11 protein-coding genes and 1 pseudogene are annotated in these 13,346 nt (G+C 67.9%); 1 reads left to right on the top strand and 11 read right to left on the bottom strand.

The features are described from left to right. The 11 genes and pseudogenes from ABZF37_RS11065 to hrpB form a co-directional block, all read right to left on the bottom strand. Window positions 1-145 (bottom strand): annotated as a pseudogene (locus ABZF37_RS11065) (sodium:proton antiporter); the annotation flags it as partial. A gap of 173 nt (window positions 146-318) precedes the next feature. Continuing rightward, on the bottom strand, window positions 319-633 hold the full coding sequence (locus ABZF37_RS11070) for a Na+/H+ antiporter subunit G (RefSeq protein WP_372719881.1): 315 nt from the start codon (window positions 631-633) through the stop codon (window positions 319-321). Window positions 634-635: 2 nt separating this feature from the next. Then, on the bottom strand, window positions 636-872 hold the full coding sequence (locus ABZF37_RS11075) for a K+/H+ antiporter subunit F (protein ID WP_372719883.1): 237 nt from the start codon (window positions 870-872) through the stop codon (window positions 636-638). A 35-nt stretch (window positions 873-907) separates the two neighbouring features. After that, window positions 908-1,393, bottom strand: a complete 486-nt coding sequence (locus tag ABZF37_RS11080) for a Na+/H+ antiporter subunit E (protein ID WP_372719867.1) — start codon at window positions 1,391-1,393, stop codon at window positions 908-910. Then, window positions 1,390-2,898, bottom strand: coding sequence for a monovalent cation/H+ antiporter subunit D (locus tag ABZF37_RS11085; protein WP_372719869.1), 1,509 nt, complete (start codon window positions 2,896-2,898; stop codon window positions 1,390-1,392). Before ABZF37_RS11085 ends, ABZF37_RS11080 begins: the two co-directional genes overlap by 4 nt. Continuing rightward, window positions 2,895-3,242, bottom strand: coding sequence for a Na+/H+ antiporter subunit C (locus ABZF37_RS11090; RefSeq protein WP_372719885.1), 348 nt, complete (start codon window positions 3,240-3,242; stop codon window positions 2,895-2,897). The genes ABZF37_RS11085 and ABZF37_RS11090 overlap by 4 nt, the downstream gene beginning before the upstream one ends. A gap of 5 nt (window positions 3,243-3,247) precedes the next feature. Continuing rightward, entirely contained in the window at window positions 3,248-6,022 is a 2,775-nt protein-coding gene (locus ABZF37_RS11095; protein ID WP_372719887.1) for a monovalent cation/H+ antiporter subunit A, read from the bottom strand. Between the two features lie 247 nt (window positions 6,023-6,269). Next, a complete protein-coding gene (locus ABZF37_RS11100; protein WP_372719871.1) occupies window positions 6,270-7,184 on the bottom strand; it encodes a DMT family transporter in 915 nt (304 codons plus the stop codon). 27 nt (window positions 7,185-7,211) lie between these two features. Then, window positions 7,212-8,342, bottom strand: a complete 1,131-nt coding sequence (locus ABZF37_RS11105) for an acyl-CoA dehydrogenase family protein (protein ID WP_372719873.1) — start codon at window positions 8,340-8,342, stop codon at window positions 7,212-7,214. A 167-nt stretch (window positions 8,343-8,509) separates the two neighbouring features. Further along, on the bottom strand, window positions 8,510-9,691 hold the full coding sequence (locus tag ABZF37_RS11110) for an acyl-CoA dehydrogenase family protein (protein ID WP_372719875.1): 1,182 nt from the start codon (window positions 9,689-9,691) through the stop codon (window positions 8,510-8,512). A gap of 70 nt (window positions 9,692-9,761) precedes the next feature. Next, on the bottom strand, window positions 9,762-12,233 hold the full coding sequence (gene hrpB / locus ABZF37_RS11115; protein ID WP_372719877.1) for an ATP-dependent helicase HrpB: 2,472 nt from the start codon (window positions 12,231-12,233) through the stop codon (window positions 9,762-9,764). Window positions 12,234-12,355: 122 nt separating this feature from the next. Here hrpB and ABZF37_RS11120 point away from each other — a divergent pair. Further along, the coding region (locus ABZF37_RS11120) for a fatty acid desaturase (RefSeq protein WP_372719879.1) at window positions 12,356-13,346 on the top strand (991 nt) is incomplete at its 3' end.

Consider the following 13,346-nt stretch of genomic DNA (forward strand, 5'->3'; position numbering starts at 1 on the left):
AGCAGCACCACGCAGGACCACAGCAGGAAGCCAAAGAAGGCCGGCATCTTCACGCCTGCGTTCAGAGGCGATGGTCGCCACCATTAGGCGGGGCATTGCCGATGCAAGTCATCGCACCCATCAACACGCTGCCGGCGGAGATCGCTACCGAGGGCCTGTGCCTGGCGGGTGGCCTGGAACTGGTGCTGTGCCCGCGATGTCATCCTCGCCGCCGAGGACGCCCGCTATGGCCTGGCGCCCGACTGGAGCGGCAACTAGCGCACGCCGCGGTTCCCTGCGCAGCGGGAAAATGCCGACCAGGCGCGACAAACGTCGCGGTCACTGTTCCGGCGGCAGTGGTGGCTTCGCCCGCGGGTCAAGGTGTAGCGCCGCCTTCACCAGCAGGTGGGCACTGACCGGCGCACTGATCAACAGAAACAGCGTTATCAGCAGCTCGTGCAGGCTCAGTGCCGATCCGCGCAGACTCAGGAGGCTGGAGGCGATCAATATACAGCCAACGCCCAGCGTGGTGGCCTTGGTGGGACCGTGCAGGCGTTTGTAGAAATCCGACAGCCGGGCCAGACCGTACGAGCCGATCAACGCGAAACCGCCGCCAGTGAGTAGCAGGCCGGCTATGAGGTAGTCGAGCAGCATGCTCATTCGATGATGTCCTGGCGCAGGACATAGCGGGCCAAGGCTATCGTGCCGACGAAGCCGAGCAAGGCGATGACCAGGGCCACCTCGAAGTAAAGAGTGGTTCCGAAGCGGATGCCCAACAGTACCAGCAGCGCCAGCGCGTTGATGTACAGGGTATCCAGCGCCAGGATGCGGTCCGGTAGGGCCGGGCCGCGCAGCACGCGCCACAGGTTCAGCACCATGGCCAGTGCCAGCATGCCGGCCACCGGCGCCAGTACGTACTCCACCGGGTTCACGTGAGAATCTCCATCAGCGGGCGTTCGTAGCGCTGTTTGATGGCAGCCACCAGGGCCGCCGGGTCATCGACATCGAGCGCATGCACCAGCAGATAGCGCCGGTCTGCGGTCAGATCCGACGAAACCGTGCCCGGGGTGAGCGTGATGATGCCAGCCAGCACGGCGATGCCCCACGGGTCGCGGATGTCGAGCGGCAGCCACACAAAGCGCGGTCGCAGCGCCGCTTCCGGCCCGAGGATGCGACGGGCCACCTCGAAGTTGGCCAGCACAATGTCCCACAACACCCGCAGCAACAGCCGCGCGGCCAGGACCGGCCGACGCAGATGAGCGCGCTCTGGCCTCAGGCGGTCGGTCAGCAAGGGCAGTACCAGCGCCAGCAACGCACCGAGCAGGATCTGACCTGGCGCCAGCGTATTGTTGAGCAAAAGCCACACCACCAGCAGCGCGGCGCTGAGCAGCGGCGCGGGCAACAGGCGCCTCACGGCATCACCCGCTGCACCGGCCGGGCACCGAGCACCGCCTCGATGTAACCGGCCGGCGCCAGCAACTGCTGCGCGCCCGCTTCGGTAAAGCGCAGCACCGGTGCCGCCAGTACCACCAACAGCAAGCCGCCCACGAGCAGCCAGGCCACCGGAATCATCGCCAACACACCATGCCTGGAACCCTCCAGCGCTGGCGAAACCTTCCAGAACAACTGGCTGCCGGCCCGACCGAAGGCGATTAGCAGCGCCAATCCGGACAGCAGCAGCGCCGTCCATACCGCAAAACCATCCACCCCGCCGACCGTGCTGCGCAGGATCAGTAGCTTGCCCACAAACCCCGAAAACGGCGGCAGACCGGCCAGCGTGGCGGCGACTAGCAGGAACAGGCCACCCAGCAAGGCCGGCTGGCGCACCGCCGGGCCACCGACCAACGCGCCCGCCAAATCGCCACGCTGGCGAGCGACCAGCTCCGCCAGCAAAAACAGGGCCGCCACCGCCAGCGTGGTTTGGGGCAGGTAGTACAGGGCCGCAGCCAGGGCGTCAGGCTCGGCCAATCCCACCGTGGCGAGCAAGGTACCCGCCGATGCCAGCGTGAGGTATCCGGCCAGGCGCTGCAAGCTGCCGGCACTGAGCGCACCCAGGCTAGCCAGCAGCAGGGTCGCCAGGCCCAGCGACAGCAGCAGCGGCGCGGCCACGGCCAGCCGCTCGCCGACGAAGATCAGCGTGAACACACGCACGATGGCGTACACGCCAACCTTGGTCATAATCGCGAACAGCGCCGCCACCGGCGCGCTGGCTGCGCCGTACGTAGTCGGCAGCCACAGCCCGAGCGGCAGCACGGCGGCCTTCAGACCGAACACCACCAGCAGCAGCAGGCCGGCGGCATGCAGCAGGCCAAGATCGGCGTCGGGCGCCTGCGCCACCTTGACGGCCAGGTCCGCCATGTTCAGCGTGCCGGTCACGCCGTACAGCAGGCTCACTGCGAGCAGGAACAGCGCCGAGCCGACCAGGTTCAGCGTCACGTAGTGCAGGCTGGCGTGCAGCCGCCGACCGCCGCCGCCGTGCAGCAGCAGCCCATACGAGGCGATCAGCAGCACCTCGAAGAACACGAACAGGTTGAACAGGTCGGCGGTCAGAAAGGCGCCGTTCAGGCCCATCAACTGCATCTGGAACAGCGGATGGAAATGTGCGCCGCGCGTGTGCCAGCGCGGGGCCGCCGCCAGCAGGCTGGCCAGCGCGAGACCTGCCGTCAGCGCCAGCATCAGCGCCGCCAGACGGTCCACCGCCAGCACGATGCCAAACGGCGCCTGCCAGTTGCCGAGCAGGTAGGCCGTCACCCCACCATCGGCCGCGCGCGCCAACAGACCGACGCAGATCAGCAGCAACGCAGCGGTCGCCAGCAGATTGACCGGCAACTGCCAGGCCGGCCGCCAGCGGCCCAGGGCCAGCAGCAGTACGGCGGTGAACAGCGGCAGCAGGATCGGGGCAATCGGCCAGTGGTTCATTGCGGCTCCTGCCGCCCGGCGTCGACATGGTCGTCGTCGCCGGCGCGTCGGGCGGCCAGGGCAACAGCAACCAGCAGCGCCGTCATGCCGAAGCCAATGACGATGGCGGTCAGGACCAGCGCTTGCGGTAGCGGATCGGCATAGTGCGCCAGCGTGGCCGGCGTATCCGGCGCCAGGATGGGGGTCCTGTCCACCGCCAGTCGCCCGGTGGCAAAGATGAACAGGTTCACCGCGTACGACAGGACGGTAATCCCCAGGATCAGGTCGAAACTGCGCGCGCGCAGCAGCAGGTACACCCCGCATCCGGCGAACAGGCCAACACCCAACGCGAGCATCAACTCCAGTGACATCAACATGCCTCCCGACCTTGCCGGCGCGCCAGACTCAGCAGCGCCAGCAGGGTGGCGCCCACCACCACTGCGAACACGCCAAGGTCGAAGGCCATGGCGCTGGCCAGCGGCAGTTCGCCCAACAGCGGCAACACCGGGTGACCCGTAGTGCTGGTCAGAAACGGATGCCCGAACAGCCAGGCGGCGACGCCAGTCAGCCCGGCCAGCAACAGCCCGGCGGCAATCCACAGTTCGAAGCCGGTATGCAGGCGGGCGTCGACCCAGGCACGACCGCGCGCCAGGTACTGCACCAGCAGCGCCAGCGCCAGCACCAGCCCGGCGATGAAGCCGCCACCCGGCAGGTTGTGCCCGCGCAGCAGCAGGAACACCGCCACCACGGTCGCCAGCGGCAACAGCAGCCCGGACAGCAGTGTCAGCAGCAGCGGGTGGCGATCGGCCGCCAGCCCTGCCTGCGTCCGGGGCGCCCAGCTCAGGCGGCGCAGTACGGCGTAGATGATCAGCGCCGCCAGCCCGAGCACGCCGATTTCACCCAGCGTGTCGAAACCCCGGAAGTCGACAATGATCACGTTGACGGCATTGCGGCCACCGCCAAGCGGATAGGCCTGGCTGAGGAAATAGTCGGAGATGGACACCGTCGGCCGGGTCAGCACGCCGTACAGCAGCGCCGCCACACCGCCGCCCGCCAGCAGGCCGACGGCGGCATCACGCAGCCGCCGGGCGAGCGGCTCGGCGGGCGCGCCGGCCGGCAGGCGGCCGAGCGCCAGCAACAGCAGGATCAGACTCGCCATCTCCACCAGGATCTGCGTCAGCGCCAAATCGGGTGCCGACAGATACACAAAGGCCAGCCCCACCACCAGTCCGGCAATACCGAGCAGGATCACGGCCGCCAGCCGCTGCCGGTGCAACACCGTCGCGGCCACTGCGGCGACCAGACCCACCAGCCAGATCGCCGCGACGATCGGCGGCGACGTCTGGCCGGGCACGTCGCCCGGCTGATAGCCAAAACGCCACAGCGGCCAGGCGCCGGCGGCGATGGCTGCCAGCAGCAACAACAACATATAGCGGCCCAACCGGCCGTCGTCGAGCCGCCGTGTGACCCGTCTGGCACCGGCCAGCAGCCCGGCCAGCAGCCGCTCGAAGGCGGCCGCGCCACTGTAGGCGGTCAGCTCCAGCGTGTGCAGATTGACCCACCGATGCAGGGCCAGATATGCCGCCACGCCGCCGGCCAGCGCCACGATGCTCATCAGCAACGGGAGGTTCAGGCCATGCCACACCGCAAGATTGTAGTGAGGCAGTTCGCTGCCATAGGCTGCACTGGCGGCCAGATGGAGCAAGGGCGCCACGGTCAGACCAGGCAGTATTCCGACCAGCAGACACAGCAGCACCAGCAGTTCGACGGGCACGCGCATCCAGCGCGGCGGCTCGTGTGGCATGCCCGGCATGTCGGCGGCCTCGCCGGCCCTGCCGTTGAAAAACACGTCATGAATGAAGCGCACCGAGTAGGCCACGCTGAACAACCCGGCCACCGTCGCCACTACCGGCAGCGCCCAGGCCAGCGCCCCCCGCTCGCCGAGCAACAGGGTTTCGGCAAAGAACATCTCCTTGGACAGGAAACCGTTGAGCAGCGGCACACCGGCCATGGCCGCGGCGGCGGTCATGGCCAGCGTGGCGGTATACGGCATGTAGCGGTAAAGGTGGTGCAGGCGGCGCATGTCGCGCGTGCCGCACTCGTGGTCGATGATGCCGGCAGCCATGAACAGCGAGGCCTTGAACGTGGCGTGATTGATGATATGGAACACGCCCGCCACCACCGCCAACGGCCGGTCCAGGCCAAACAGCAGCGTGATCAGGCCCAGGTGACTGATGGTCGAGTAGGCCAGCAGACCCTTCAGGTCATGCTGGAACAGCGCCAGTACGGCGCCCAGCAACAAGGTTGCGACCCCGGCGCCGCTGACCAGGTAAAACCATGCATCCGAACCGCCCAGCAACGGGTACAACCGTGCCAGCAGGAATACGCCGGCCTTCACCAGGGTGGCCGAGTGCAGGTAGGCCGACACCGGCGTGGGTGCCGCCATGGCCTGCGGCAGCCAGAAGTGAAACGGAAACTGTGCCGATTTGGTGAACGCGCCCAGCAGCACCAGCACCAGTGCCGGCAGGTAATAGGGGTGCGCGCGCATGACCGGGCCGGCCGCCAGCACGGCGTCGAGGTCGTAGGAGCCCACCGCCTCGCCGATCAGCACCACGCCGGCCAGCAACGCCAGTCCGCCGCCGCCGGTCAGAGTGAGCGCCATGCGCGCACCCTGGCGGGCGTCCGCACGCCGGGACCAGAAACCGATCAGCAGGAACGAACTGAGCCCGGTCAGCTCCCAGAAAATGACCAGCAGAATCAGATTGTCGGCCAGCACCACGCCCTGCATGGCGCCCATGAACAGCAGCAGCAGCGCGTAAAAACGCGCAATCGGCTCGCCCTCGGCAAGGTAATAGCGGGCATACAGCACGATCACCAGGCCGATGCCCAGCACCAATCCGGCAAACAGCAGCGCCAGGCCATCGACGCGAAACCCGAAATTGACGCCAATCGACGGCAGCCAGGACCAGCTGGCCCGCACGATGTTGCCGTCTGCTATCGCCGGCGCCATCGACCCGAGCAGGCCGATCGTGATTGCAACAACCGCACCGGCCAGCCAGGCGCAGCGATCCCGCGCATTATTGGCCTGTCCCGCCAGCAAACCTGCGCCCAGAAAGGGCAGTAATGCAGCCGCGAGCAAGCTCATGGGCAGCAGGGCGGCTTGCGAGGCGAGGGGGACATGGTGAGTTCGCAGGGTGGTTGTGCCGGCGCCCGCCATCCGGCGGCGCACCATCGTAACGTGATCGCCGTCGCCGACAAAAGTGCGCCTCGAAAAGTGCTTTCCGGAAACGCCGGCCAGTTCAGCGTTACCCAGGATGCGTAGGAGCCCGGCATAGCCGGGCGACCATCGCGCAGCAAAGCCGCGTTCCTACGACACCAGGAGGCGCCGGCCGTCAGGCCCGCCGTGCCCAGGCTTCACTCAGCGCCAGCGTCGCGACTGCACTGGCAATCAGCGCCAGCCCCCCGCTGTTGGTCAGGGATAGGGGCTCGCCCAACCACCATGAGGCGCTGAGCATACCGACCACGGGCACCGCCAGGGAGCCGATGGAGGTGGTCACCGCCGGCAAGGCGCGGGTGATGGTGATCATGGCCCAGAAACAAAAACCGGTCGCCAATGGCCCGTTGTAGGCCAGGATGGCAATCGACTCGGCAGTCCAGCGGATGCTGGCATCGGCCTCAAAGTAAAAAGCCAGAGGCGCCAGCACGGCCACTGCCACGGCGTGTTGCCACGGAGCCAGTGACAGCGGCGTGCCGACCCAGCGGTGGCCGCGCACCTGGACAATCTGCACCGCCCACAACGCCGCGCCGCTCAGCAACAGGCCGTTACCCAGCAACACGCGGCCATCACCCCAGTCGAAACCGGCCGGATTGAAAAGTACTGCCACGCCGGTCAGGCCAAGCGCAAACCCGGCTAACTTGCCGATGCTGACGCGCTCCTTGAGCAGCCATAGCGACAGCGGCAATACCCACAGGGGCGTGGTGTAGGCCAGAATCGCCGCCCGCCCGGAGCCAACGAACAACAGGCCAAAAAAGCCGAGTGCCATGAAGGCACTCATCTGGAAGACGCCCACGGTCACCACCAGTGGCCAGTCCTGGCGCGCCGGCAGGCGCAGCTGACCGGCCAGCGCGGCCGCCGCGAACATGGTAATTCCGCCCAACAGCATGCGCAGCAAGGCAAAGTGTAGCGGCGGAATGTAGGCGAGGCCGACTTTCATAACCGGCCAGTTGACGCCCCACAACACGATCACCAGCACGAACAGGCCGGCGGCGGTGCGCGAGGACACCGCCGCATTGGAATCTGCCGTCACCGGATCATGGCCGCAGCGCGGGGGCCATCAGCCGCCGGCCGCCATGAAGCGGTCCAGCGGCTGACCGTGATCCGCGAACCACTGCGGCAGCATGGTCAGGCGTTTGAAGTAATGGGCCACGTCGAGCTCGTCGGTCACCCCGATGCCACCGTGCAGCTGCACCGCCGTCTGACCGACCAGACGTCCCGCGTCGGCACAGAACTGGCGCGCCGCCGCCACCAGGCGCTGACGTTCGGGCACCGCCGCCTCGGCGTTCAGCGCCGCGGCCAGAGTCAGCGAACGCGCCTGTTCGGCGGCCATGTACATGTCGACCAAGGCGTGCTGCAGCACCTGGAACTCGCCAAGCTTGCGCCCGAACTGCTCGCGCGTGCGCAGGTACTCGGCGGTGCGATCGATCAGCGCCTGCATGCAGCCGAGCGCCTCGGCACAGCCGGCAATACCGGCCAGGTCGAGCAAGCTATCGAGCAGCCCGTAGCCGCCCACGGGGTCACCCAGAAGCGCCTCGTCGGGCAGTTCGACCTGCTCCAGCGTGACTTCCGCCGCGCGCAGACCATCCACCGTGGCATAGCCGCGGCGACTGACCCCCGGCGCCCCCGCCGGCACCAGAAACAGGCCAATGCCACCGGTGGCGTCAACCGCGCCATGGCTGCGTGCGCTGACCACCAGGGTGTCGGCGCTGGCACCATGCAGCACAACCGTCTTGTGACCGGTCAACTGCCAACCACCGCCGACGCGCTTGGCGATGGTGGCAACGTGCGGTGCAGCCTGGCGCCCGCCGACCTCAAGACTTGCCAGCGCAAGCTTGTGGTCACCCGCGATTACCTTGGGCAGGATCGCCTGCTGCTGGGCGGCCGTGCCCGCGTGCTGCACGGCTAGCCCGCCCAGCACCGTGGCCAGATAGGGTTCAACCACCAGGCCGTGCCCAAAGACCTCGAACAGCAACGCCATATCTGGCGCCGTGCCACCGAAACCACCAATCTCCTCGCTGAACGGCAGACCGAGCCAGCCCAGTTCGGCAAAGGTCTGCCAATGGGCTTCGCTGTAGCCAGGCGTGACGGTGATCAGGGACCGCCGTTGCTCGAAACCGTAATCGCGCGCGATGAAGCGCTCGGCCTGTTCCTTCAAAAGCTGCTGAAACTCGGACAATGCAAAGTCCATGACTGATGCTTCCGTTTGATGCGCCTGAAAATTCCGTCCCTGGAATTTTCAGGCTCGCTTGCGGCGCGGTACACGCCCGTGCCGCGCTCCGCCGATCAAGGACTCGCGTCCTTGATCGCGCAGGGGCATGCTGCCCCTGACCCGCACCGACTGAATCGGCGCTGCCGTCACAGGCCGAACACCGCCTTGGCCAGGATGTTTTTCTGGATTTCGTTCGTTCCGCCGTAGATCGACGTCTTGCGCGTATCGAAGTAGCTCGCCGCCAGCGGCGCGGCATAGTCGGGGCCAATCGGCGCGTCATCCCAGCCGTGCTTGAGCACCCCGGCGTCGTAAGGCAAGGCATAGGGCCCGACCGCCTCCATCAGCAGCTCGGTAATGGCCTGCTGGATCTGTGTGCCGCGAATCTTGAGCACGGACGCCTGTGGCCCCGGAGCGTGGCCGGCGCTGTCCTCCCACAAGGCCCGCAGGTCAGTGTATTCAAGCGCCAGCAGATCGATCTCAAGCCGCGCCACCTGGTCACAGAAACGCCGGTCGTCTTGCAAGCCCCGGTCTGCGGCGATGCGTTTCAGGCGCCGCATCTGCTGCTTGGAGCGCGCCACGCCGGCGATGTTGCTGCGCTCGTGACCAAGCAGGAACTTGGCGATGGTCCAGCCCTTGCCCTCGCCGCCGACCAGGCAGTCGACCGGCACCAACACATCCTCCAGAAACACCTGGTTGACCACGTGCAAGCCGTCGACGGTAACGATCGGCCGCACGCTCACGCCCGGACTGGTCATATCGATCAGCAGGAATGAGATGCCCTCCTGCTTCTTGCCGCCACTGCCGGTGCGTACCAGCGCGAACATCCAGTCCGCATAGTGTGCATAGGTGGTCCACATCTTGGAGCCGCTGACCCGATAACCGCCATCGACTGGCTCGGCCCGCGTGCGCAGCGAGGCCAGGTCAGAGCCCGCGCCAGGCTCCGAGTAACCCTGGCACCACCAGTCCTCGGAGGCCAGGATGCGCGGCAGGAAACGCTGCTGCTGAGCCGGGCTGCCGAAGGTCATCAACACCGGTGCCAGCATCTTCAGGCCAAACGGCATGACGCGTGGCGTGTCGGCGGCCGCCAGCTCGTCTTCGAAGATATAACGCCGCGTGGCCGACCAGGCACCGCCGCCGTGCTCCACCGGCCAGGAAGGTGCGGCCCAGCCCTTGCGATAAAGCAGGCGCTGAAATGTCACGTAATCGTCCTTGCCAAGGGCAAGCCCGAGTTCCACCTTGCGGCGAATCTCGGCCGGGTATTCGGTGGCCAGAAACTGGCGCACCTCCAGGCGAAAGGCTTCGTCCTCGGGCGAGAAATCCAGATCCATGCCGCTCCTCCTGCGGTGAGTGCACGCGACTGCGCCGGCCGCTGCCGAATTGTAGTGGCTGGGGCGCCCCTCAGCCGTGGCGTGCGACCGGACGCGGCAGCGGCGGCGTCGCGAGCAGGGGATTTTCCGGCCACGGATGTTTGGGGTAGCGGCCACGCATCTGCTTGCGCACCTCGGCATACGCACCACGCCAGAATCCCGTAAGATCCGCCGTCACTGCCAACGGGCGGCCGGCCGGCGACAGCAGATGCAGCAGCAGGGTGACCCGCCCGCCGGCCAGGCGCGGCGTGTCCTGCTGGCCGAACATGTCTTGCAGGCGCACGGCCAGCAGCGGCGCATCGGCCGTGTAGTCGATGGCGCGCGAGCGGTGGTTGATGGTCAGCTCACGCGGCAGCTCGGCCTCCAGGCGCTGCGCCTGCGCACGATCGAGCAGGCTGGATACGGCTGTTCGCAGTCGCCCATCGGCCAGGTCTTCGAGTCGCCGCAGGCCGGGCAGGTACGGACCCAGCCAGTCGGCAAGACTCGCCTGCAAGGCGGCCTCAGACAGATCCGGCCAGCCGGCATCCGGCTCCAGACGGCGCATCAGCACCACCCGGGCCCGCAGTTGCCGGTCGGCATCGCTCCAGGGCAGGGCGGCCACGCCGCGGCTGGCGATGGCTTCCAATAAAGCGGTCGCGATTGCCGCGGCGGACGGCTTGGGCAACGGATCGTCAGCCAGTACCAGGGCACCCAGGCGCTGCACCCGCCGCGCCTGTACGGCGCCGCTGGCGGCATCGAAGCGCACCTCCTCGGTGGTCAGGATCAGCGGCGCGCAAGCCGCGTCGATTTCGCTGCGCCCGATCGCCGCGGCCAGGCGAATGCGCGCGTTGTCGCCGACATCGTCCAGTTCCGCCACCACCAGAAAGTCCGCCCCGGCCAGCGCATCGGCCGCATTCAGCGTCGCGCCACGACCACTCGCCAGGCGATAGCTGCCGCGCGCGCGGCGCTGGGCGATGCGGTCCGGAAAGGCCAGCGCCAGCAGCGCACCGCAACTTTGTGAGGCCCCGGCGCCCGCCGGCAATCGCGACTGAAGACGCCGTGCCAGGCGCAGCACGGCATCGAAGGCCGCGCGGTCCGCATCGCCCGCGGCGCGCCCCGTGCGCAGCGCCAGCAGGCGCAGCTCGATGTCCACCGCCAAGGTGTGTCCTGGCGAGCGGCGCAGGATATCGCGCTCGGCCAGCAGCGCCGCCAACAGGCAGGCATCGAACCCACCTCCTGCCACGAGCAGATGCGCCAGCCGTGGTGGCACGCCAAGGCCGGCCATGGTGCGGCCGTGCGGGGTGATCGCGCCGGTCGCATCAAGCGCGCCCAACGCCTCGAGCAACTGCCGTGCCTTGTCAACATGCGCCGTGGGGGGCAGCGTCAACCACCTGAGTTCGGCCGGGTCGCGCACCCCCCACAGCGCCAGCTCCAGGAGCAGCGCGGCGAGATCCGCGATGGCGATTTCGGGCTCCGCATGCGCTGCCAAACGAGCTTGTTCGACCTCGCTCCACAGCCGATAGCACATGCCGGGAGCCAGGCGCCCAGCGCGGCCCGCGCGCTGCTCGGCGGCCGCTCGCGATACCGGCACCGTGACCAGGCCGTCCATGCCGGTGCGCGGACTGAAACGGGTGTGACGGCTTAGTCCCGCGTCGATCACTACGCCGATGCCGTCGATGGTGAGGCTGCTCTCGGCAATGCTGGTGGCCAGGACGATCTTGCGCTCGCCCGGGGCTGGGGCGGCAATAGCGGCGTCCTGGGCCGCGGCATCAAGCCGGGCATACAGCGGACATACCCGCACGTCGGCTGGCAGGCCGACCTTGTCGAGTTGTCCGGCCAGGCGGCGAATCTCGGGCGTGCCAGGCAGGAACACCAGCAGGCTGCCGGTTTCCTCGGCCAGCGCCCGGCGGATGGCCGCCACCAGACGCCCTTCCAGCGGCCCGTCGCCCGGCAGGTAGCGCACCGCCACCGGAAAGCTGCGCCCGGCACTGGTGATACGCGGCGCGCCGCCCAGCAGGTCTGCCACGGCGGCGCCGTCCAGCGTGGCGCTCATCACCAGCACGCGCAGGTCCGGCCGCAGCAGCGCCTGCGCCTGCAGGCACAGCGCCAGACCCAGATCGGCTTGCAGGCTGCGCTCGTGGAACTCGTCGAAGATCACCAGCCCGCAGCCGGTGAGCGCCGGGTCGCCCTGCAACAACCGCGTCAGGATGCCCTCGGTAACGACCTCGATACGAGTCGCCACCGATATCCGGCTGTCCAGGCGGGTACGGTAACCGACGGTCTGGCCTTCGGTCTGGCCAAGCAAATGCGCCATGTGCCGCGCCGCCGCGCGGGCTGCCAGCCGGCGCGGTTCCAGCAGCAGGATTTTCTGCCCGGCCAGCCATGGCGCATCCAGCAGCGCCAGCGGCACCCGCGTGGTCTTGCCGGCGCCGGGCGGCGCCTCCAGCACCGCCGCCGGATGATCGTCCAGCGCCATGCGCAGCGCCGGCAGGGCCTCGTCGATAGGCAGTTCGGGGGCGGACATCCGGCAATCCTAACAAGCGCCTGCGAGCCGGTTGACACAGCCCCCGCCCTCGCGCACATTGCCGAACGCTCGATCAGGACCGATCAGCGCCCTCACATCCTCAAGAGGCTGGAGACAAGGTCATGGACTACCTGCGTTATTACCTCAACTGCCTGCTGCCGCTGGCGGCCATTGCCGGCTTTCTGCTGGGCGACCAGTGGGTGTGGCTGGGCATAGCCACCCTGCCGCTGCTGCTGATCGCCGACACGCTGTCGCCGCAGGATTACGCGCCGCGCAAGGTCAAGAACGGCGCCCTGGCGGACGTGGTGATTTACGTGCAGACGCTGCTGGTGCTTGCCACGTTCGTCGCCTTTGCCTGGCGCGCACATGTCGGTTTTGATCCGGCCATGGGCGCGCTCGAACCCTGGATTGCCAGCGCCGTGGTGCTGATCTGGGTCGGCCTGATCGCCAACGTCGGCTCTGCGCACGAGCTGATGCACCGCCACAACCCGCTGGCCGCCTTCATCGGCAAGCTGGGCTTCGGCATCATCGGCGCACCGAACCGCGACATCTCGCACACGGTGTCGCACCATCTGTACTTCGACACGGCGCGCGACTACGACACCGGCCAGCGGGGCGAGTCGGTGTACCGCTTCGTGCCGCGCTGCATCTGGGGCAACACCCTGGACGAAATCGAATTCGAGCGGCGGCGCCTGGCCGCCCAGGGCCACGGCCTGTGGCACTGGCGCAGCCGCATCCTGTGGTCGGGGCCGATTCTGCTGGCGCTGCTGGCGGTGATGTACCTGGCCGGCGGCGTGCCGGCCATGCTGGTGCAATTGGTAGCCATGGTCGGCGGGCGCATCCTGGGCGAGGCGCTCAACTACTTGCAGCACTTTGGCCTGTTACGGGTGCCCGGCCGGGCCATCGAGGACCGCCACACCTGGAACCATCTGTCGGCAATCACGCGCATTCTGGGCCTCGAAATCACCAACCACGTCGAGCACCACCAGGACCCGGACCGGCCGTACTACGCTCTGAAACCCCGCCCGAACGGCCCGCAGATGCGCAACATCCTGCTGTGGGGCATCGCGGCGTTTTTCCCGCCGATCTGGAACCGCTTTATCCAGCCGCGCC

The sequence above is a fragment of the Immundisolibacter sp. genome (genome assembly GCF_041601295.1).
Classification (GTDB): Bacteria; Pseudomonadota; Gammaproteobacteria; order Immundisolibacterales; family Immundisolibacteraceae; genus Immundisolibacter.